The organism is Nocardia farcinica, assembly GCF_001182745.1.
GTDB lineage: Bacteria > Actinomycetota > Actinomycetes > Mycobacteriales > Mycobacteriaceae > Nocardia > Nocardia farcinica.
The window spans coordinates 2,892,221-2,911,513 of the sequence record NZ_LN868938.1; the positions used below are offsets into that span (position 1 = coordinate 2,892,221).

Genomic DNA, 19,293 nt, shown 5'->3' on the forward strand with positions numbered 1-19,293 from the left:
ATGGCCCTCGAGCACGCGCTACTGGTGTCGCTGACCGAGCGCTCCGGTTCCGGCTACGAACTGGCGCACCGGTTCGACAAGTCCATCGGCTTCTTCTGGAACGCCACCCATCAGCAGATCTATCGCGTGCTCAAACGCATGGAGGAGGCGGGCTGGGTCGACGTGGAATCGGTGGCCCAGGAGGGCAGGCCCGACAAGAAGGTGTACTCGGTCAACGCCGCCGGTCGTGCCGAACTGGCCCGCTGGATCGCCGAGCCCTCCGACAGCGAGACCCCGCGCAGCGAACTGGGCGTGAAGATCCGCGGCGCCGCCTACGGCGACTTGGACGCGGTGTGCGCCGAGGTCGCCCGCCACCGCGACCAGCACGCCCACCGCCTCGACGTGCTGCGCCTGATCGAGAAACGCGACTTCCCCGACCCCGACCGGCTCACCGGCACGGCCCTGCACCAGTACCTGGTGCTGCGCGGCGGCATCCGGGTGGCGGCGGGCCATGTGGAGTGGTGCGAGGAAGTCCTGCAGGCCCTGCGGCCGCCCCGACCCGAGTGATCGAAGGGAGAACCGTCCCGTGAGTTCCTACCCCCATCTGTTCGAACCCCTCGACCTCGGTTTCACGACGTTGCGCAACCGCGTGGTGATGGGCTCGATGCACACCGGCCTCGAGGACCGCGCCTGGGACATCGACAAACTCGCCGCCTACTTCGCCGAACGCGCCCGCGGCGGGGTCGGCCTGATCATCACCGGCGGCTACGCGCCCAACCGCACCGGCTGGTTGCTGCCCTTCGGCGCGAAACTCACCACCACCACCGAGGCCTACCGGCACCGCACCGTCACGCGGGCGGTGCACGCGCACGGCGCCAAGATCGCCCTGCAGATCCTGCACGCCGGCCGCTACTCGTACCTGCCCGGCAGCGTCTCGGCCTCGTCGATCAAGGCCCCCATCAACCCCTTCCGTCCGCGCAAGCTCTCCGCCCGCGGCATCGAGCAGACCATCCGCGACTACGTCCGCTGCGCCGAGCTGGCCCGGCTCGCGGGATACGACGGCTGCGAGATCATGGGCGGCGAGGGCTATTTCCTCAACCAGTTCCTGGCGCCGCGCACCAACAAGCGCACCGACGAGTGGGGCGGCTCGGCGGCGAACCGGCGGCGGCTGCCGCTCGAGATCGTGCGCCGGATCCGCGCCGCCGTCGGTCCCGAGTTCATCCTGATCTTCCGGCTGTCCATGGCCGAACTCGTCGAGGGCGGGCAGACCTTCGCCGAGATCCGGGAGCTGGCGCGCGAACTGGAACGGGCCGGGGTCACGATCATCAACACCGACATCGGCTGGCACGAAGCCAGGGTGCCGACCATCGTCACCTCGGTGCCCCGTGCGGCCTTCGTGGAGTTCACCGCGAAAATCGCCCGCGAGGTATCGATTCCGGTGTGCGCGTCCAACCGGATCAACATGCCCGAGGTCGCCGAGGAGATCCTCACCCGCGGCGACGCCCAGCTGATCTCGCTGGCCCGGCCGCTGCTCGCCGACCCGGACTGGGTGGCCAAGGCGGCGGGCGGACGCGAAGACGAGATCAACACCTGCATCGCCTGCAACCAGGCCTGCCTGGACCACGCCTTCCAGCGAAAGACGGTGTCCTGCCTGCTGAATCCGCGCGCGGGCCACGAGACCGACCTGGTGCTCGCCCCGACCCGGCGGACCAAGCACATCGCCGTCGTCGGCGCGGGGCCCGCCGGACTGGCGGCGGCGGTGAACCTCGCCGAGCGCGGCCACCGCGTCGACCTGTTCGAAGCCGAGGACCGCATCGGCGGCCAGTTCGACATCGCCCGGCGCATCCCCGGAAAGGAGGAGTTCGAGGAGACGCTGCGCTACTTCGACCGGATGATCGCCAAGACCGGCGTCCGCCTGCACCTGAACACCCGCGCCACCGCCGAGGACCTCCTCGCCGCCCGCTACGACGAGGTGGTGCTGGCCACCGGCGTGCGCCCGCGCGTGCCCGACATCCCCGGCATCGGCCATCCGATGGTGCTCACCTACGCCGAACTGGTGCGCGAGGCCAAACCGGTCGGCCGGCGGGTCGCGGTGATCGGCGCGGGCGGCATCGGCTTCGACGTCGGCGAATTCCTCACCGTGGACGGCCATCCCACGCTGAAGCTGGACGAATGGAAGCAGGAATGGGGCGTCGACGCCGACGACGAGCGGGCGCCCGGCCAGTTGCGCGCGCCCCGGCCCGCCCCCGCCGCCCGCGAGGTGGTGCTGTTGCAGCGCAAGGACTCCCCGTTCGGGCGCAGCCTCGGCAAGACCACCGGGTGGGTGCACCGCGCGGCGCTGCGGGCCAAAGGCGTCGAGCAGGTGGGCGGGGTCAACTACGAGCGCATCGACGACGAGGGCCTGCACATCAGCTTCGGTGAGCGGCGCGCCCGCCCCCGGGTGATCCCGGTGGACAACGTGGTGGTGTGCGCGGGCCAGGAATCGGTGCGCGAGCTGGCCGAGCCGCTGCGGGCGGCCGGGGTGCGCGTGCACCTCATCGGCGGGGCGGAACTGGCCGCCGAACTCGACGCGAAGCGGGCCATCGACCAGGGCACCCGGCTGGCAGCCCGGCTGTGAGCGCGACGGCGGCGTGGCGCGGGTCCGCCGCCCGTTAGGCTCGGACGGGTGAGCTTGCCCTCCCCCACCACCGACAATCGCGCCGTCGTGACCGGCGCTTCCTCCGGCATCGGCACCGCGCTGGCCGCCGAACTGGCCGGGCGTGGCTATTCGCTGATCCTGGTCGCGCGCCGCGGCGATCTGCTCGACGAGCTCGCCCAGCGCCTGACGCTCGCGCACGGCATCACCGCCGAGGTACGCGCGGTCGACCTGGCCGATCGCGAGCAACGCGCCCCGCTGGTCGACGAACTCGCCGGTCGCGACATCGCCATCCTGTGCAACAACGCCGGCGTGGCCACCTTCGGCCCCGTCGCCGAGCTCGACCCCGCCTACGAGCGGGCGCAACTGGAGCTGAACGCGGTCGCCGTGCACGATCTCACCCTCGCGGTGCTGCCCGGCATGCTGGCCCGGCGCGCGGGCGGCATCCTGATCAGCGGCTCGGCCGCGGGCAACATGCCGATCCCCAACAACGCCACCTACGCCGCCAGCAAGGCCTTCGCCAACACCTTCTCCGAATCGCTGCGCGGCGAACTGAAGGACACCGGCGTGCACGTCACGCTGCTGGCGCCCGGCCCGGTGCGCACCGAGGCGCCCGATCCGGCCGAGGCATCGATCGTGGACCGCATGGTTCCCGACTTCATGTGGGTCTCCTCCGAATACACCGCCAAGGTCTCCATCGACGCCCTCGCGCGGAACAAGATGCGCATCGTGCCCGGCGTCATCAGCAAGGGCATGAGCGTGGCGGGCCAGTACAGCCCGCGCGCCCTCAGTGCCCCCATCGCCGGGGCGTTCTATCGCAAGCTCGGCCAGTGATAGCCGCCCGGCGTGGTTGTGGTCCAGCCTACACGGCCCGGATCCGCTGCCGCGCCGGGGTTCCTGGACACTTGACCCGGAACATCAAGCGGTAGAGCAGTTTTCCCGGTCAGAGGCCGATTTTCCGGCTCGATTTGGTGATAGCGAGCAGCTGTGGTTATGTTCTCAGCGGTCCATGCAAGCATCAACGATGAAGGAGAAAGTTTCATGCTGCTCGAATTCGTCTCGAACCTGCTCGGTGCGCTGCTCGGCCTGATCGGTCTCTGATCCATCAGGATCATCTGCTCGCCCCACCCCACCGTGCTCGCCACGTCAGGGTGGGGCGAGTTCTCTTTCCGCCCAACGATTCCCGCTCGACCCACGCCGGGCCCGGCGCCCGTCGATGCCGCCCCGGTGCCGAGCCGGCGCCTTCCGCTTCAGCGCCTGCGGCGTGTTCCGAACAGACTGCGCGTGATCTCCCGGCCCGCCGCCGAGGCCGCCGATCGCAGGAAGCTCTTGACCGCGGGATTCTTCATGATTCGCTCGGCGGCCGACTCCTGCTCCTGGGCGCTCGGCGAACGGCCCGGCGCCGCAGCGGTTTCGGGCTGCTCCGCGGGAACGGCGGCCAGCTTGGCCGCCAGGATCTCCGAGGCCGATTCCCGATCGATGGTCTGTCCGTACTTGGAGTAGAGACCGCTGGTCAGCGCGCGGGACTTGATCGCGTCGACGCCGATGGTGTCCATCAACGAGCGCGGCGGCACGATCCTGGTCCACGCCACCGGAGTCGGGGCCCCCTTCTCCGACAGCACGGTCACGATCGCCTCACCGGTGCCCAGTGCGGTCAACGCCTTCTCGAGGTCGTAGGTGTCGGTCTCGGGATAGGTCCGCACCGTCTTCGACAGCGCCTTCTGATCGTCGGGGGTGAAGGCGCGCAAGGCGTGCTGGATGCGCGCGCCCAGTTGCGAGAGCACGGAATTCGGGATGTCGGTCGGCAGCTGCGTGCAGAAGAACACCCCGACGCCCTTGGATCGGATGAGCTTGACGGTCTGCTCCACCTGTTCGAGGAACGCCTTGGACGCGTCGGCGAACAGCAGGTGCGCCTCGTCGAAGATGAAGACCAGCTTCGGCTTGTCGACGTCACCGACCTCCGGCAGGGTCTGGAACAGATCGGCCAGCACCCACATCAGGAAGGTGGAGAACATCACCGGCCGCGCCGCCTGGGCGCCCAGCTCGAACAGCGTGATCACGCCCTGGCCGCCGGCGGTCCTGATCAGATCCGCGGGATCGAGTTCGGGTTCGCCGAAGAAGGTGTCGCCGCCGTCGGCCTCCAGATTCACCAGGGCCCGCAGGATCACCCCGGCGGTCTGCGCGGAGACCCCGCCGATGCCCTTCAGGTCCGCCTTGCCCTCCGGGCTGGTGAGGTGCGTGATCACCGCGCGCAGGTCCTTCAGGTCCAGCAGCGCAAGCCCCTGCTTGTCCGCCCAGTGGAAGATCAGACCGAGTGTCGACTCCTGGGTCTCGTTGAGCTCGAGCACCTTGCTCAACAACACCGGGCCGAACGAGGTGATGGTGGCCCGGATCGGCACCCCGATGCCGCCGGTGCCGAGGGAGACGAATTCGGTCGGGAAGCCGCTGGGTGACCACTCGGGAACCCCGGTCTCCGTCGCGCGGGCGGCGATCTTGTCGTTCTGCTCACCGGGGACGCTGAGGCCGGACAGGTCGCCCTTGATGTCGGCCAGCACCACCGGCACTCCGGCCCGGGACAGCTGTTCGGCGATGCCCTGCAACGTCTTGGTCTTGCCGGTGCCGGTCGCCCCCGCCACCAGCCCGTGCCGGTTCACGGTGCGCAACGGGATGCGGACGCGGGCGGTCGGATCGACCGCGTCGTCGACCACCACCGTGCCCAGTTCCAATGCCGGGCCGTCCACCGCGTAGCCGGCGGCGATGCGGTGCGCCGCCGCGGCGGTCTCGGCGTCGGCCGCGGCCGGTGCGCGTTCGGCCGACGCCGGCGACACCTGCGCGGCACGCGCCTCGGCCAGTTCGCGTTCGGCGGCTGCCGCGGCGGCTGCCGCCTCGGCCGCCACCCGGGCCGCCTCCTCGGCGGCCCTGCGCGCCGCGGCCGCCTTCTCCTCGGGGGTGGTCATCGCACGTCCTCCGTCTGTTCGGACTCGAAACTGCACACCTGGCCGATCTCTGCGGAAACTGTATCCCCGCCGACCGGCGTGCGGCGGGCCATGACGGGCGTGGTGTCGCAGGCGGGGACCAGTAATGTTGCGCTGGTGTCCGACAAACTTGTGGTGTGGATGGATTGCGAGATGACCGGGCTGCGCCTGGACAGCGACAAGCTGATCGAGGTGTCCGCGCTCGTGACCGACAGCGATCTCAACATTCTCGGTGACGGCGTCGACATCGTCATCCACGCCGACGACGCGGCGCTGGCGGCGATGCCACCGGTGGTCGCCGAGATGCACGCCCGCTCCGGGCTCACCGACGAGGTCCGCCGTTCCACGGTCACCGTCGCCGAGGCCGAGCAGCAGGTGCTCGACTACATCCGCCAGTACGTGCCCACCCCGCGCACCGTGCCGCTGGCGGGCAACTCCATCGCGACCGACCGCGCCTTCATCGCCCGCGACATGCCCGCGCTCGACGCGCACCTGCACTACCGCATGATCGACGTCAGCTCGATCAAGGAGCTGTGCCGCCGCTGGTATCCGCGCATCTACTTCGGCCAGCCCGAGAAGGGCCTGACCCACCGCGCCCTCGCCGACATCAAGGAATCGATCCGCGAGCTGGAGTACTACCGCCGCACCGCGTTCGTCGCCCCGCCCGGCCCCTCCACCGCCGAGATCGCCGCCGTGGCCGCCCAGCTCGGCGGCACCGCACAGACCGCCGAATCACCGCAGGTGGAGGGCACCACGCAGGCCGATTAGGGAACTTCGGGGTGGACACGCTAGTATCTACCGCGCCGGTGATTACCGGCGATGGTGAGTGTAGTTCAGTTGGTAGAGCACCAGGTTGTGATCCTGGCTGTCGCGGGTTCGAGTCCCGTCACTCACCCTGAGAGGCCGGGCCCCGGAACTTCGGTTCCGGGGCCCGGCCTTTTGCCGTCCCGCCCCAATGCCGAGGTTCCGCTGTCCGGGACTGTCCCTGGCCACCTCCCCGGGGCGCGGTCAAGCTGATCGCATCCGAGTCCAGCGACGGAAAGGACGGCAGATGAAGCAGACCGACGGGCGGGTGGCGGTGGTCACCGGAGCGTCGCGGGGTGCGGGCAAGGGCATCGCGCTCGCGCTGGCCGAGCGTGGCGTGACGGTCTACGTGACCGGCCGCACCCGACAGGAGGGGCACAGCGCCGACGGCCTGCCGGGCACGGTGTTCCGGACCGTCGAGGAGATCGCCGCACGCGGCGGCACCGCGGTGCCGGTCGTCTGTGACCACGGCGACGATGCCCAGGTGCGCGCGCTGTTCGAGCAGGTGCAGCGCGAGCAGGGGCGGCTCGACGTCCTGGTCAACAACGCGACCGCGCTGCCCGCACCGCCCCAATCGCCCACGCAGGGCTTCTGGGAGCGCCCGTTGGCCGAGGAACTGAAGCCGCTCGAGGTCGGCCTGCGCTCACACTTCGTCGCCGCCTACTACGCGGCACCGCTGCTCGTGCGCACCGGCGGGTTGATCGTGCACACCTCCTCCCCCGGCGCGCGCACCTACCTGCCCGGCGTGCACGGCCCGGTCTACGGTGCGGGTAAAGCCGGCTCGGACAAGCTCGCCTACGACATGGCGCAGGAGTTGCGTCCGCACGGCGTCGCGGTGCTCTCGATCTGGATGGGCGTGCTCGACAGCGAGCAGCTCAACCGCTCCGGGCTGGGCGCCGAGGCGCTGATCGGCACGGTCTTCCCCGGGGTGGAATCCCCCGAACTCACCGGCCGCGTCATCGGCGCGCTCGCCACCGATCCCGATGTGCTGACCCGTACCGGCCGCACCTACTGGGGCTCGGAACTGGCGGCCGAATACGGGATCACCGATGTGGACGGCTCCGTACCGCCCTCCTACCGCGAGTGGCTCGGCGCACCGTCGGAATTCACCGAGGTGGCCCCGACCTACGCCGATTTCGTCGCCCACCGGGACGGCGGACCGCGATGACCGACGAACGGACCGCAGGCGCGGGCGTGTCGGTGCAGGATCTGGCCCGGCTCGAGGCGATCAAGCGCCTGAAGTACCGCTACTGGCGGGCGTGCGATACCAAGGACCCCGCGGGTGTCCGCGCCTGTTTCGTCCGTGCCGGCGCCGACATCGATTTCGGCCCGCTCGGCCGCTTCGACGCCGACGGGCTGGTGCGCGTCTTCGAAACCATCGCGTTGAGCAGGCACGAGGGCCGTCACCGCATCCTGGACATGCACCACGGGATGATGCCCGATCTCACCGTGCACGGTCCCACAGAGGCCGGCGGCCGGTGGACGCTGCGCTTCACCCAGCTCGACCTGCTGGCCGGCACCCAGACGCTGTCGGCCATCGAATACGACGACGACTACGTCGTCGAGGACGGCGAATGGCGGATGCGCAAGAGCCACGCCCGCACCCTCTGGTCACTCACCCAGCCGCTGTCGCCGGACGCGGTGATCACCGACAACCTCCCCTGACCCGGTCCGCGGCCACCGGCGGCAGCGCGGCGTCACCACGCAGGCCACCCAGGCAGGCGCGCCCAGCACCGCCGGTGGGGTCAGCGGCCGCCTTCTGCCTCGCGGCGGTGGATGTAATAGGTCCACACGCCGTCGGCGGACCGGGCCGACAGGGGGAAACCGCCGTCGAATCCCGCCCAGGTGAGGGTGTCGGCGGCGTCGGCCGCGGCCAGGGCGCGGGCCGCGTCGAGATCGGCGACGTCGCCGAGATGCTCGTCCTGGGTGTCACAGAACTCGCAGCTGTGCACCTTGCGGACCTCGAAGTGCGGCACCGATTCTCCTGTCTCGTGACGATTCGCGTCCCCGGTGACGAGAAAGGCCCCCGGGGGCACGCTGCCGGGGGCCTTTGTCGTTCGGGGCCTCTGTCGTTCGGGGCCTCTGTCGTTCGGGGCCTCTGTCGTTCGGGGCCTCTGTCGTTCGGGGCCTCTGTCGTTCGGGGCCTCTGTCGTTCGGGGCCTCTGTCGTTCGGGGCCTTTGCCGTTCGTACTCAGCCGATGTCGGCGTTGCCCGCCTTCCACACCGACCAGGGGATGTTCCAGTCGCCGAGGCCGTCGGTGCCCGACAGCGTGCCGCCGACGGTGTTCTTGATGATGGTGATGTCGCCGCGCTTGGCGAAGTTGTACACCCACTGGGCGTTGGCCGGGCTCAGGTTCAGGCAGCCGTGGCTGGTGTTGCTGTTGCCCTGCGCGCCGACCGACCACGGCGCCGAGTGGAAGAAGATGCCGCTGTAGGAGATTCGCGTCGCGAAATCCACCGGCGTGCGGTAGCCGTCGGGCGAGTTCACCGCGACGCCGTAGGTCGAGGAGTCCATGATGATCTTCTCGTGCTTGTCCGCGACGATGTAGATGCCGTTGTCGGTGGGCGTGCTGTCCTTGCCCATCGAGGTCGGCATGGTGCGGATCACCTGACCGTTCTGCTCGACCACCACCTGCTTGGTGTTGTCGTCGGCGGTGAAGATCACCGCGTCACCGACGATGAAGTGCGAGGTGATGTTCTCCTGGCCGTAGAGGCCGTTGCCGAGGTCCTTGCCGTAGACGTTGACCTCGATGTCCACCCGGGTGCCCGGTGCCCAGAAGTGCTCGGGCCGCCAGCGCACCTCCCGGTTGTTCAGCCAGTAGAACGCGCCCTCCACCGGCGGATTGGTCGTGATCTTGATCGCGTCCTGCGCGGCGCGGCGATCCGGGATGTTCTCGTCGAACTGGATCGCGACCGGCTGGCCGATGCCGACGACCTCACCCTCGCCCGGGATCAGGTAGGGCTTGGTCTGGTTGTCCGGCGAACTGGTGGTGAAGCTCAGCGTGGTGGAGTTCACGCCGCCCAACCCGATGGCCTCGGCGGTGAGCCGGTAGGTCTTGCCGTAGCCGAGGACCTCGGTGGTCTCCCACGTGCGACCGTCGGCGGCGAGCTTGCCCTGCACCGCCTTGCCCTGCTGGTTGACCAACGTCACATCGGTGAACCGGCCGTCCTCGACCTGGAAGGTCATCGGCGCGGCGGGCGAGACGCCCTTGTCGCCGTCCTTGACCGGCGAGAGCAACTTCGGCTTGATGAGTTCGGTGATGGGGTTGCGATCGATCGCCACCGCCGATCCGCCCCCGTTGGAAGAGGTGCACGCTGTCAGGGCGAGCGCGAGCACAGCGAGCAATAGCGCAGGTAGGCTCAGGGTACGCAGTACTCGACGCCGTCTAGGACCAACGCTCATCATCAACCCCGTTTCAAGTCTCGGCGCCATTCGGATAGAACACGCCGATGGCTTCGGATCCCGACCGTGGTAGCTCAACCCACCGCGCGGCGGGCCCGGTCGAGACCACGTCTGACATTGTGCCAGCCGGGTCCGACGCGTCCAACGACCGCGCCCGCGAGGCGAGCGAACTCCACCGGGTTAGATCCCTCGCCGGGCCCGCGGCGTTACGGTCGACTCCGCCGCGCCGATATGGCTCTGACCAGCCGATTTCACTTCTACGGCCCCGGCCTGTTACTGTTTGTCCCGCACCGGAACACGGAGCACGCGCCATTAGCTCAATTGGCAGAGCAGCTGACTCTTAATCAGCGGGTTCGGGGTTCGAGTCCCTGATGGCGCACAGTTTTTTTCACTCACCAGGTCGGCACTGCGCCACCGGTTGTTCTTTCTCTCCTCATCCACACGGTCGCCGTCGCGTGGGCGACGCCTGGCCTCGGCGTTCCCCGACGCACCCATTGGCCACGTCGCCGCTACGACTCGGCGGTGGCTCGGAGTACCGCATGCCGACACACCGCCACGTAGCGAAGCGGACCGAGTCGGCTGCCCTCGGCGCAAGGGCCGGTGATACCCGATTTCGGGGCCTTCAGTCCTGGATCACGCGAATGTCACGAAATATTTCTGTGACCTGCCGCACAGAATGTTTCGTGGCAAACCCCCAGGACAGCGCGGGTATCCGAGCGTCCGAGCTGCGGTTTTCAAGATCGCAAACACGTATCATTCCCGATTCGTTAACCTTCTGTTAACCTTCCGTGACCATTCTGCAATCAGGTCAAGAAAAGCGACCTGAAGTTCGGAAAACGCGCCGAGTTGCTGACGAAGGTTCAGCAGTCCCGGTCCCGGACTTCCCTGTCGCTCCACCCGATGTGGAGTTCCGCGCGATGCCCGCGGCCCGGTTCCGCAGTGAACCGCCCCGCGCCGCCCGCGTCGTGTCCCGCGGACCGGAGAGTCCGTCACAACAGAACCGACAACAGCACATCGATCTCATCGGCGAACGGGCCGTCGCCCGCGCCGCAGGATCCGCGCTGCCCGTATGCGACTCGGATCTCCCTCGTCCCCCGAACAAGGAATCGAATCGGCAATGCCTGACAGACGCCTGCCCACCTTCCGGCGCACCACCCTCCGCGAGGGCATCACCTTCGCGATCGCCGCCGCCGGCCTCGTGGCCGTGACCGCCTCCTCGGCCGTGTCCGTGGCCGACAGCAGCCCGACCGCCCGCGTCACCCTCGCGGCCGAGCAGCAGCCCGCCGCCCAGCAACAGGTCGAGGCCGCCCCGGTCGCCGAGGCCGCGCCCGCGGCCGAGCCGGCTCCCGCTCCCGCACCCGCTCCGGAGCCGGTCGCCGAGGCCGTCGCGCAGCAGGCCCCGCCGCCGCCCCCGGTGTACGAGAACAACCTGGACGGCTGGATCCGCCAGGCGCTCGACATCATGGCCGCCAACGGCATCCCCGGCAGCTACGAGGGCATCTACCGCAACATCATGCGCGAGTCGACCGGCAACCCCCAGGCCATCAACCTGTGGGACTCCAACGCCGCCGCGGGCATCCCGTCCAAGGGGCTGCTCCAGGTGATCGACCCGACCTTCGCCGCCTACCACGTGCCGGGCACCGCGTTCGACGTCTGGGATCCGGTCGCCAACATCGTCGCCGCCTGCAACTACGCGGCGCACCGCTACGGCAGCATGGACAACGTGAACAGCGCCTACTGAGCGCCGCCACCCCCGCACGCCCCGCGATCGGTCCCGGACCGATCGCGGGGCGTGCGTCGTAGGATGCGCGGGTGGCCGATTACGCGCACACCGACGCGTCGGTCAGCCGCCGCGCCGAGAAGGCCCGACGTTTGGCCGCCTACCTGTGGGACCGTGACATCAGTGGCGCCGAACTCCGCACCCTGCCCGCCGCGACCCTGCGCAAGTTGGCCAGGGCCGCCGACACCAATCCCCCGAGCACCGGGGAGACCTGGCAGGTGGTGGCGCGGCTGCTCGACGAGAAGGCCGCGTGGGCGGCCCGGCACCCCGGCCATCCGGCCGCGCGGCGCGCCCATCGGGAGGAGAAACTGCTCTGGGTGAAGCCGCCGATCACCCCGTGGTCGTGACCGGCCACCCGGCGCGAATCAGCTTGCGGCGCGGGAGCTGTCGTCTTCGTCACAGCTCGCGGCCAGATCGGTGGCTTCCTCGGCCTCCGGGACCACCCGGTCGGCGAGTTCGCGCAGCGCCCGGGCCTGCTCCGGGCTCATCGGGTCGATGAACAGGCTGCGCACCAGCTCGACGTGGTTGGGCGCCGCCCGCTCGAGCACCGCGCGGCCGGCCGGGGTCAGTTCCACGACGATGCCGCGCGCGTCCTCCGGGGAGGGCCTGCGCTCGACGAGTCCGCGCGCCGCCATCCGCGCCAGATGCTTGGACAGCCTGCTCTTCTCCCAGCAGACCTCGGCGCCCAGCTCCTTGGCGCGCATCCGCCCGCCCGGCGCGGCCGAGAGCGGCACCAGCAGGTCGTAATCGGCCAGCGAGAGACCGTCGCGGGCCAGCCCGGCCGCGATCGCGGCATCCATGCGCTGCCGGATCCGGATGTAGGCCTGCCAGGTCTGCTGTTCGTCGTCGCTCAGCCATCGCACCACGTCATCCAGTCTAGCGCATTTGGTTGACATGGACACTAGATCCCGCGCCGTGCCCGACACGCATCGGGAACCACCCCCTAGCGGGCCCGGATCCCCCTACGCGCGGTTGACAACTCAGCGGCCCCTCGCAACAGTGGGTGCGGCGTCGCACTCCCGGCGCCGATCCACCGCAGCAGACACAGAGGAATACATGAACGTTCGCCGGCTCACCGTCAGCGCCGCCGTCGCGGGCCTGACGCTCCTTGCGGCGCCCGCCGGACAGGCCGCCGCCGTCCCCACCGGTTCCGCGGGGACCGGCTCGTCCGCCATCGACACCGGGTTGATCATGACCGGGTCGGCCGGTCTGTCCCAGACCGGTTCGGCGGGCGGCGCCTTCCCCAACTGCGATGCCGCCCGCGCGGCGGGACGGGCCCCGATCTTCCGCGGGGAACCGGGCTACGGTCCGCACCTGGACCCCGACGGCGACGGATTCGCTTGCCCGACGGTCTGATTCGACCGCACCGACGAAAAACACCCGGACCGACCACGGTCGATCCGGGTGTTTTCGCGTTCGCGGTCAGCGGAAGAGCTTCACCAGCACCAGGCCGACGACCAGCGCGCCCGCGCCGATCAGGCCGTACTTGATCTTCGGCTCGTTGAGCTTGGCCACGACCATGCTCTTGGTGTCGTCCGCGATCCGCTGCGGATCGGCTCGCACCGCGATCTCGTCGAGCGTGCTGGCGAGCCGGTTGCGGGCATCCTCGATCTCCCGCTCGATCCGCTCGGTATCCCTACCCACGTGAAAGTCCTCCTCCTCGATCGGTGTGCCGCCGGGCGCGAACCTGGCCCCGGGCGCCGCCGTGCCACCCGATCGTTCGCGAATCACCAGGGCTCGCGCACGAGTGTATCGGTCCGGTGTCCGCCCGTTCGGTTACCGTGCAGACGTGACCAACCAACGACTCGCCCCCGGTGACCTCGCCCCCGCGTTCACGCTGCCCGATGCCGACGGCAACGAGGTCTCGCTCGCCGACTACCGCGGCCGCAAGGTCGTCGTCTACTTCTACCCGGCCGCGAGCACCCCGGGCTGCACCAAGCAGGCCTGCGATTTCCGCGACAACCTGGCCGAGCTCGAGCAGGCGGGCATCGACGTCGTCGGCATCTCCCCCGACAAGCCCGCCAAGCTGGCGAAATTCCGCGACGCCGAGCGGCTGACCTTCCCGCTGCTGTCGGACCCGGAGCGCACGGTGCTCACCGAATGGGGTGCCTACGGCGAGAAGACCATGTACGGCAAGAAGGTCACCGGCGTCATCCGCTCCACCTTCCTCGTCGACGAGGAAGGCCGGATCGAGCTCGCCCAGTACAACGTGCGGGCCACCGGGCACGTCGCCAAGCTGCGCCGCGACCTGTCGGTCTAACGCTCGTAGGCGCGGATGAGGTTCTCGTAACCGTCCAGCATCCGCTCCAGCCCGAACTCGAAGTCGGCTCTGGCCCAGTCGATCTCCTCGTTCTCGAAGGCCCGGTGGGCGAACGCCGACACCAGGTGCGGGTAGCGCGCCGGGTCGAGGACCGTGCGCATCGCGACGTCGTAGTCGGCGTCCTCCCCGGTGTCGCTCAGGAAGTCCCGGACCGCCCAGGAGCGCCCGATCACATAGAGCGACAGGTTCATCACCAGCTGTAACCGCACCGACTCCGGCACAGCCGTTCCGGCAAGGGCGGACAGGCCGGCCTCCAGCCATGCCATGTTGTTGGGCCCCGAGGGCGGACCGGGCACCGGGACGTCCAGGAACCACGGGTGGCGTGCGATCGTCTCGAACTCGGCCGCCGCCCAGGCGCGCAGCCCGGCGCGCCATCCGGCGGCCGGATCGAGCTCCGGTGGACCGCCGATCACCCGGTCCAACATCAGTTGCAGCAACGTGGTCTTGCTGTCCACGTAGCGGTACAGCGACATCGCGGTGAACCCGAGTTCCTTGGCGACGCGGTTCATCGACAGCGCCGCGGCCCCCTCGGCGTCGGCGACGGCGATCGCGGTCTCGACGATCTGATCGAGGCTGAGGCCGCGCTTGGGCCCGCGCTCGCCGGGCTGATCCAGACCCCACAACAGCGCCACGGCCCGGGGCAGCGCCGCGTCCTCCGACGTCGTCATCGTTCCTCCTTCGCCCCGACTCTATCCGTGCCCCGTCTTGCGCCGAACAACTGCTTACTCTATAAACTGTATTCATCATAAACAGTTCTTGGGAGCCTTTCATGACCATCCCCCGACTTCCCGCGCTCGCGGTGCGGGATCTGCACAAGTCCTACGGCGATCACCAGGTGCTCACCGGCATCCACCTGGACGTGCCTGCGGGCACGATCTTCTCGCTGCTCGGGCCGAACGGGGCGGGCAAGACCACACTGGTCCGCATCCTGGCCACGTTGGCCAGGCCCGATGCCGGCGAGGTGCGCGTGTTCGGTCACGACCTGCTGCGCGAGGCCGACACCGTGCGCGGCCTCATCGGCGTGACGGGGCAGTTCGCCGCCGTCGACACCGTGCTGACCGGCACCGAGAATCTCCGGCTCACCGGCAGGCTGCTGCATCTGCCCGCCGCCGAAGCCCGGCGGCGCGGTGACGACCTGCTCGAGCGCTTCGACCTCGTCGACGCCGCGGGCAAGCCGGCCGGTTCCTACTCCGGCGGCATGCGCAGGCGCCTCGATCTGGCCATGAGCCTGATGGGCCGTCCGCGCCTGGTCTATCTCGACGAGCCCACCACCGGCTTGGACCCGCGCAGCAGGCGTGACCTGTGGGCGGTCATCCGGGAACTGGCCGCCGAGGGCACCACGATCCTGCTGACCACGCAATATCTCGAGGAAGCCGATCAACTGGCCGATCGCATCGCGGTGCTCGACGGCGGCACCATCGTCGCCGAGGGCACCCCCGACGAGCTCAAGCAACGCGTCCCCGGCGGTCACCTCCGCCTGCGTTTCGCCGACGCGGCCACCCTCACCGCCGCCGCCCGCGCCCTCGGCGACCCCGCCGCGGCGCAGCCCGATCCCGAACAACTGGCCCTGCGCATCGCCTCCGACGGCAGCGCCGGCGAGATCAAGGCCGTGCTGGATCGGCTCGCCGAGCACGGTGTCACCATCGAACAGCTCGCGGTGCACACCCCCGACCTCGACGACGTCTTCTTCGCCCTCACCGGCCACCCCACCCAGGTCGAGACCGCTGCCTAGCGGCCCGTTCCCACGAAACGAGGCACCCGATGACCACCGCGACACTCCCCCGGCCCGCCCTGCCGCAGCGGGCCCTGCGCATCGCGCAGGACAACCTCACCATGCTCGATCGCAACATCCGGCACACCCTGCGCAGCCCGGACACGATGATCATGACCCTGGCCCTGCCGATCATGATCCTGCTGATGTTCGTCTACGTCTTCGGCGGCGCGATGAACGTCGGCGGCGGCGCGTACATCGATTACGTGGTGCCCGGGATCATCCTGCTCTGCGCGGGATTCGGCGCCTCCACCACGGCCGTGAGCATCTCCACCGACGTGGCCGACGGCATCGTCGACCGATTCCGCACCATGTCCATCGCCCGCTCGGCAATGCTGACCGGGCACGTGATCGAAAGCGTCATCCGCAACATGATCACCACCGGACTGGTGGTCGTCGTGGCGGTGGCGCTCGGGTTCCGGCCCACCGCCGACCCGGTGCGCTGGCTGGGTGCGACGGCGCTCATCGCGCTGTTCGTCTTCGCGCTGTCCTGGCTGGCGGCGGCCCTCGGCCTGCTGGCCCGTAATCCGGAGGCGGCCAACGGGTTCACCTTCGTGTTCATGTTCCTGCCGTATGTGAGCAGCGCGTTCGTGCCGACCGAGTCGATGCCGACGGCCCTGCACGCCTTCGCGGAGAACCAGCCGGTGACACCGGTGATCGAGACCGTGCGGGGGCTGCTGATGGGCACCGAGATCGGCGGCAGCGCGGCGCTGGCGATGGCGTGGTGCGGCGGGGTCGCCGCGCTGGGCTACCTCGCCGCGCGGGTGCTGTTCCGGCGGCGCACCGCGAACTGACCGGGCCCGCGACGTCCCGGCACCCGCGCTGGTGCCGGGACGTCGCGGTGTGCGGTGCTCAGGTGCCGAGGAACTGCTGGGTCGCCCACCGCGCGATCAGCCGGATGTGGTTGTCCCACCAGTCGTAGAACTCGGGGGTGAAGGGGGCGGGCGGCGGCGCCTCCCCCGGGAACATCAGGGTCGCGTCGGGGTTGCCGATGGCCGGACGGGTGGGTACGCCGGTACCGGGCACCGGACCGGACGGCAGATCCTGCGCCGGGGTGGCCTCGGCGGGCTGCAACGGCAGGGGCGCCTGTTCGCCCCACCGGCCCAACGGCTTCCCGTACCCGAACAACTCCACCTCGGTGTCGACCGCGGCGGCCGGTGACGGCCGGAAGCTCGGCGCCCGATGCTCACCGGCGACCGGACCGGCAGGCCCGCCCTCGGGCGCGGAGGCGCCCGGCGCGAGCGTGGCACCGCCGCCCGGGCCGCCGGGACGGGGTGGGGCGAACGCCTGCCCGCCCGCGGTGACACGGGCGTCGTCGGTGACCGCGGGCACGCCGGTCCACATCCCACTGCTGACGTACACCCCCGCGGTCACCAGACCGCACGCCAGCGCACCCGCCGCCGTCAATACGGCGGGCGCCGGCCTGCCGCGGTCCGGCCTGCTCGTGTCCGCGAGACCCACCACGTCGTCCATCACCCACAGCGCCGCGCCGACCGCGGTCGCCTCGGGCGCGATCGGGCACGGCAGCACGGGCGCGCCGAATCCGTCGGCGGCCGCGCGCACCGCGGGATCGTCGGCGGTCGAGCCCACGAGCACCACGGCGTCCGGGCGCGCACCCGCCGCCTCGATCTGATCCCTGGCCGCGCGCACCGCCTCGGCCAGCGTGGCGGGCGAGCCCGGCCGCGAAACCGCGGCCAGCACCCGGCTGCGCGCCGCGTCCACGAGCGTGAACGCCTGGTAGCCCGGCACCACGTCGCACACCAGCAGATCGTCGAACTCGGCCAGCCACGCCATCGCCGCCGCCACCCGCAGATGCGCCGAGGTGGCCGACACCAGCGACGCGCCGTGCCACGGCCCGTCCGCCAGTTCGGAGACCACCGCGCGGCGCTGCGCGGGCTCCCGATAGACCACCGCCGCCCCCGCGATCGCTCCGGTGTCGGGCCCGGTCTCCGCGACCGCGGCGGCCACCGCGTCCAGGGCCGCGGACACCGCCGCCGCGAGTTCGGCCGGAGTCGTTCCCGCGGGCACCACCGTGTGCGCGAGCACCCGCTGGGGTAGCCGCGCCCCGGCATCGGTCAGCGCCACGGCCTGCACCGCGCCCCGTTCGATCGACGCGCCGAGAGTCACCACGTATCGAGCCACCACACCCGCCTTCCCCATCACAGAGACCTGCCGGATCCACGTATGCTCGCGTTCGGCGCGCGGCACCACCCGCACATGCCACCCGCGCTGTACCACCAGCCCTCAACCACCAGCCCTGTATCACCAGCGCTGTACCACCCGCGGGTCCCGGCGCCGAATCCACGCCTGTTCGGTTATGTGTTCGGTACCGGTCGCGGCGCGGATGGGTGGTGAAAAGTGACCGAAACGCGACCCGCGCACGGAGCGGGCGTGTCGGTACGGCGGCGGTACCGCTAGCCTGGACGCGTGGAAGTGCAAGCGCAGGCCAGGGCGAAGCCGAAGAAGCGTCACCTTGACCCCGCGTTGGAGATGCAGGACGACCCGCGGGAGCTGATGCCGCGCCGCCGTCCGACCCAGGAACGCAGCAAGCGCAAGTTCGACGCGCTGCTCCAGGCCTCCCGGGAACTGCTGGTCGAGGTCGGGTTCGAGTCGTTCACCTGTGAAGAGGTGGCCGCCCGCGCGGAGGTGCCGATCGGCACGCTCTACCAGTTCTTCGCCAACAAGTACGTCATCGTCTGCGAACTCAATCGCCAGGATCTGGTGGCCGTCTCGCAGGAACTCGCCGACTTCCACGGCGAGATCCCGTCGCTGGACTGGCTGCGGCACATGAACCAGTTCGTCGACCACCTGGCGAACCTGTGGATGACCGACCCGTCCCGCCGGGAGGTGTGGCTGGCGATGCAGTCCACACCCTCCACCCGGGCCACCGGCGCCATCCACGAGAAGGAGTTCGCCGAGGTCGTCTCCCAGATGCTGCGCCCACTCACGCCCCGCACGCCGCGGGCGCGGCGCACCATGATGGCCGAGGTGCTCGTGCACGTCGTCTATTCGATGCTGAACTTCTCGGTGCAGGACGAGCAGTCGCACGCCGACGCCGTCGCCGAGCTCAAGCGCCTGATGGTGGCGTATCTGCTTGTCGCCGAAAAGGAATCGCGCACCGGCGGCGGCCGCTAGGTCGATCGGCGCCGGAGCCGGCCACCGGTCACGGTGTCGCTTCGCGGCCCTCGATGAGATCGGCCAGCTCGCCCGGATCCTCGAGCACCACCATCGCGGCGGCGGTGTCGCCGTCGTGGGTCAACGACAGGTGCACCCGCACCCGCGGCAGGAATTCCGCGGCCAGACCGTGCAATTTGATGCTGGGGCGGCCCCAGGCGTCGTTGACGACCTCGATCAGCGGGTAGGGGTTGTCACCGATCTGCGGCCTGCGCGCGAATCGCGAGGAGGCCCACGCCTTGAGCACGGCCTCCTTGGCCGCCCAGCGCGCGGCGTAACTGCGGGCCGGGTCGGTGCCCTTGCTCTGGCAGTACCGGCGCTCCCCCGCGGTGAAACTCTCCCGCAGCATGGTGGTGCCGGTGCGCTCGAGCTGTTCGGCGAACTCGGAGATGGTCACCAGGTCCAGGCCGATCCCCAGGATGGTCACAGCGTCGCAGCTCCCTCATCACTCG

At 70.0% G+C, this 19,293-nt stretch carries 21 protein-coding genes and 2 tRNA genes; 15 read left to right on the plus strand and 8 right to left on the minus strand.

The annotated features are described in order from the left end of the window. The 3 genes from AMO33_RS13850 to cmrA are packed head-to-tail and all read left to right on the plus strand — an operon-like array spanning position 1 to position 3,448. Positions 1–546: a PadR family transcriptional regulator gene (locus AMO33_RS13850; protein ID WP_060592866.1), complete on the plus strand. Its 546-nt coding sequence runs from the start codon at positions 1–3 to the stop codon at positions 544–546. Positions 547–565: 19 nt separating this feature from the next. Beyond that, entirely contained in the window at positions 566–2,596 is a 2,031-nt protein-coding gene (locus AMO33_RS13855) for an NADPH-dependent 2,4-dienoyl-CoA reductase (protein WP_060592867.1), read from the plus strand. 48 nt (positions 2,597–2,644) lie between these two features. Beyond that, positions 2,645–3,448, plus strand: coding sequence for a mycolate reductase (cmrA, locus tag AMO33_RS13860; RefSeq protein ID WP_011207819.1), 804 nt, complete (start codon positions 2,645–2,647; stop codon positions 3,446–3,448). Positions 3,449–3,864: 416 nt separating this feature from the next. On the opposite strand, the gene AMO33_RS13865 is transcribed toward cmrA, so the two are convergent. Further along, a complete protein-coding gene (locus tag AMO33_RS13865; RefSeq protein WP_060592868.1) occupies positions 3,865–5,571 on the minus strand; it encodes a helicase HerA-like domain-containing protein in 1,707 nt (568 codons plus the stop codon). A 90-nt stretch (positions 5,572–5,661) separates the two neighbouring features. Here AMO33_RS13865 and orn point away from each other — a divergent pair, with 90 nt between their 5' ends. The 4 genes from orn to AMO33_RS13885 all read left to right on the plus strand — a co-directional run bounded on the left by orn (position 5,662) and on the right by AMO33_RS13885 (position 8,058). Continuing rightward, positions 5,662–6,357 carry an oligoribonuclease gene (gene orn / locus AMO33_RS13870; RefSeq protein ID WP_220275592.1) on the plus strand — a complete coding sequence of 232 codons (696 nt, stop codon included), beginning with the start codon at positions 5,662–5,664 and terminating at the stop codon, positions 6,355–6,357. Positions 6,358–6,411: 54 nt separating this feature from the next. Next, positions 6,412–6,484 (plus strand) — tRNA-His (locus AMO33_RS13875). A 156-nt stretch (positions 6,485–6,640) separates the two neighbouring features. Further along, positions 6,641–7,561 (plus strand): SDR family NAD(P)-dependent oxidoreductase, encoded by a 921-nt coding sequence (locus tag AMO33_RS13880; RefSeq protein WP_060592869.1) that lies wholly within the window; start codon positions 6,641–6,643, stop codon positions 7,559–7,561. Then, positions 7,558–8,058 carry a nuclear transport factor 2 family protein gene (locus tag AMO33_RS13885; protein WP_060592870.1) on the plus strand — a complete coding sequence of 167 codons (501 nt, stop codon included), beginning with the start codon at positions 7,558–7,560 and terminating at the stop codon, positions 8,056–8,058. The genes AMO33_RS13880 and AMO33_RS13885 overlap by 4 nt, the downstream gene beginning before the upstream one ends. 80 nt (positions 8,059–8,138) lie before the next feature. Here the strand turns inward: AMO33_RS13885 and AMO33_RS13890 are convergent, their stop codons facing one another. Continuing rightward, positions 8,139–8,369, minus strand: a complete 231-nt coding sequence (locus AMO33_RS13890) for a hypothetical protein (protein ID WP_060592871.1) — start codon at positions 8,367–8,369, stop codon at positions 8,139–8,141. A 215-nt stretch (positions 8,370–8,584) separates the two neighbouring features. Continuing rightward, the gene (locus tag AMO33_RS13895) at positions 8,585–9,799 is read right to left on the minus strand and encodes a L,D-transpeptidase (RefSeq protein ID WP_086845156.1); all 1,215 of its coding nucleotides are present in this window, start codon (positions 9,797–9,799) and stop codon (positions 8,585–8,587) included. A gap of 303 nt (positions 9,800–10,102) precedes the next feature. On the opposite strand from AMO33_RS13895, the gene AMO33_RS13900 reads away from it, so the two are divergent. The 3 genes from AMO33_RS13900 to AMO33_RS13910 all read left to right on the plus strand — a co-directional run bounded on the left by AMO33_RS13900 (position 10,103) and on the right by AMO33_RS13910 (position 11,923). Beyond that, positions 10,103–10,175, plus strand: a tRNA-Lys gene (locus AMO33_RS13900). Positions 10,176–10,913: 738 nt separating this feature from the next. Next, complete coding sequence (locus AMO33_RS13905) at positions 10,914–11,537, plus strand: transglycosylase SLT domain-containing protein (protein ID WP_060592872.1); 624 nt, start codon at positions 10,914–10,916, stop codon at positions 11,535–11,537. 71 nt (positions 11,538–11,608) lie between these two features. Further along, positions 11,609–11,923 (plus strand): hypothetical protein, encoded by a 315-nt coding sequence (locus AMO33_RS13910; protein ID WP_011207798.1) that lies wholly within the window; start codon positions 11,609–11,611, stop codon positions 11,921–11,923. 18 nt (positions 11,924–11,941) lie between these two features. Here AMO33_RS13910 and AMO33_RS13915 read toward each other — a convergent pair whose 3' ends face one another. Then, entirely contained in the window at positions 11,942–12,442 is a 501-nt protein-coding gene (locus AMO33_RS13915; protein WP_425298651.1) for a MarR family winged helix-turn-helix transcriptional regulator, read from the minus strand. A gap of 190 nt (positions 12,443–12,632) precedes the next feature. On the opposite strand from AMO33_RS13915, the gene AMO33_RS13920 reads away from it, so the two are divergent. Further along, a complete protein-coding gene (locus AMO33_RS13920) occupies positions 12,633–12,932 on the plus strand; it encodes an excalibur calcium-binding domain-containing protein (RefSeq protein ID WP_041559916.1) in 300 nt (99 codons plus the stop codon). Positions 12,933–12,998: 66 nt separating this feature from the next. Here the strand turns inward: AMO33_RS13920 and AMO33_RS13925 are convergent, their stop codons facing one another. Beyond that, positions 12,999–13,220, minus strand: a complete 222-nt coding sequence (locus tag AMO33_RS13925; RefSeq protein ID WP_011207795.1) for a DUF3618 domain-containing protein — start codon at positions 13,218–13,220, stop codon at positions 12,999–13,001. A 145-nt stretch (positions 13,221–13,365) separates the two neighbouring features. On the opposite strand from AMO33_RS13925, the gene bcp reads away from it, so the two are divergent. Continuing rightward, the gene (gene bcp / locus AMO33_RS13930) at positions 13,366–13,836 is read left to right on the plus strand and encodes a thioredoxin-dependent thiol peroxidase (RefSeq protein WP_011207794.1); all 471 of its coding nucleotides are present in this window, start codon (positions 13,366–13,368) and stop codon (positions 13,834–13,836) included. Here the strand turns inward: bcp and AMO33_RS13935 are convergent. Beyond that, entirely contained in the window at positions 13,833–14,564 is a 732-nt protein-coding gene (locus tag AMO33_RS13935) for a TetR/AcrR family transcriptional regulator (protein WP_011207793.1), read from the minus strand. The two genes, bcp and AMO33_RS13935, sit on opposite strands and share 4 nt — an antisense overlap. Before the next feature lie 101 nt (positions 14,565–14,665). Between AMO33_RS13935 and AMO33_RS13940 the strand changes: the two genes are divergently transcribed. Together AMO33_RS13940 and AMO33_RS13945 are read left to right on the plus strand one after the other, a co-directional pair. Then, positions 14,666–15,628 carry an ATP-binding cassette domain-containing protein gene (locus tag AMO33_RS13940; RefSeq protein ID WP_060592874.1) on the plus strand — a complete coding sequence of 321 codons (963 nt, stop codon included), beginning with the start codon at positions 14,666–14,668 and terminating at the stop codon, positions 15,626–15,628. Between the two features lie 29 nt (positions 15,629–15,657). Further along, positions 15,658–16,461 carry an ABC transporter permease gene (locus AMO33_RS13945; RefSeq protein WP_060592875.1) on the plus strand — a complete coding sequence of 268 codons (804 nt, stop codon included), beginning with the start codon at positions 15,658–15,660 and terminating at the stop codon, positions 16,459–16,461. 58 nt (positions 16,462–16,519) lie between these two features. Here the strand turns inward: AMO33_RS13945 and AMO33_RS13950 are convergent, their stop codons facing one another. After that, positions 16,520–17,809, minus strand: a complete 1,290-nt coding sequence (locus AMO33_RS13950; protein ID WP_139337508.1) for a hypothetical protein — start codon at positions 17,807–17,809, stop codon at positions 16,520–16,522. 348 nt (positions 17,810–18,157) lie between these two features. On the opposite strand from AMO33_RS13950, the gene AMO33_RS13955 reads away from it, so the two are divergent. After that, positions 18,158–18,802: a TetR/AcrR family transcriptional regulator gene (locus AMO33_RS13955; protein WP_041559915.1), complete on the plus strand. Its 645-nt coding sequence runs from the start codon at positions 18,158–18,160 to the stop codon at positions 18,800–18,802. Positions 18,803–18,830: 28 nt separating this feature from the next. Here AMO33_RS13955 and acpS read toward each other — a convergent pair whose 3' ends face one another. Continuing rightward, positions 18,831–19,268, minus strand: a complete 438-nt coding sequence (acpS, locus tag AMO33_RS13960) for a holo-ACP synthase AcpS (protein ID WP_011207788.1) — start codon at positions 19,266–19,268, stop codon at positions 18,831–18,833. Positions 19,269–19,293: the final 25 nt, after the last annotated feature.

What these genes read in the sequence shown, in the direction of transcription:
- AMO33_RS13850 (WP_060592866.1), top strand. Translation starts at nt 1, where the DNA reads ATGGCCCTCGAGCACGCGCTACTGGTGTCGCTGACCGAGCGCTCCGGT.
- AMO33_RS13865 (WP_060592868.1), bottom strand. Translation starts at nt 5,571, where the DNA reads ATGACCACCCCCGAGGAGAAGGCGGCCGCGGCGCGCAGGGCCGCCGAG.
- orn (WP_220275592.1), top strand. Translation starts at nt 5,662, where the DNA reads ATGACGGGCGTGGTGTCGCAGGCGGGGACCAGTAATGTTGCGCTGGTG.
- AMO33_RS13880 (WP_060592869.1), top strand. Translation starts at nt 6,641, where the DNA reads ATGAAGCAGACCGACGGGCGGGTGGCGGTGGTCACCGGAGCGTCGCGG.
- AMO33_RS13885 (WP_060592870.1), top strand. Translation starts at nt 7,558, where the DNA reads ATGACCGACGAACGGACCGCAGGCGCGGGCGTGTCGGTGCAGGATCTG.
- AMO33_RS13895 (WP_086845156.1), bottom strand. Translation starts at nt 9,799, where the DNA reads ATGATGAGCGTTGGTCCTAGACGGCGTCGAGTACTGCGTACCCTGAGC.
- AMO33_RS13905 (WP_060592872.1), top strand. Translation starts at nt 10,914, where the DNA reads ATGCCTGACAGACGCCTGCCCACCTTCCGGCGCACCACCCTCCGCGAG.
- AMO33_RS13920 (WP_041559916.1), top strand. Translation starts at nt 12,633, where the DNA reads ATGAACGTTCGCCGGCTCACCGTCAGCGCCGCCGTCGCGGGCCTGACG.
- AMO33_RS13935 (WP_011207793.1), bottom strand. Translation starts at nt 14,564, where the DNA reads ATGACGACGTCGGAGGACGCGGCGCTGCCCCGGGCCGTGGCGCTGTTG.
- AMO33_RS13940 (WP_060592874.1), top strand. Translation starts at nt 14,666, where the DNA reads ATGACCATCCCCCGACTTCCCGCGCTCGCGGTGCGGGATCTGCACAAG.
- AMO33_RS13945 (WP_060592875.1), top strand. Translation starts at nt 15,658, where the DNA reads ATGACCACCGCGACACTCCCCCGGCCCGCCCTGCCGCAGCGGGCCCTG.
- AMO33_RS13955 (WP_041559915.1), top strand. Translation starts at nt 18,158, where the DNA reads ATGCAGGACGACCCGCGGGAGCTGATGCCGCGCCGCCGTCCGACCCAG.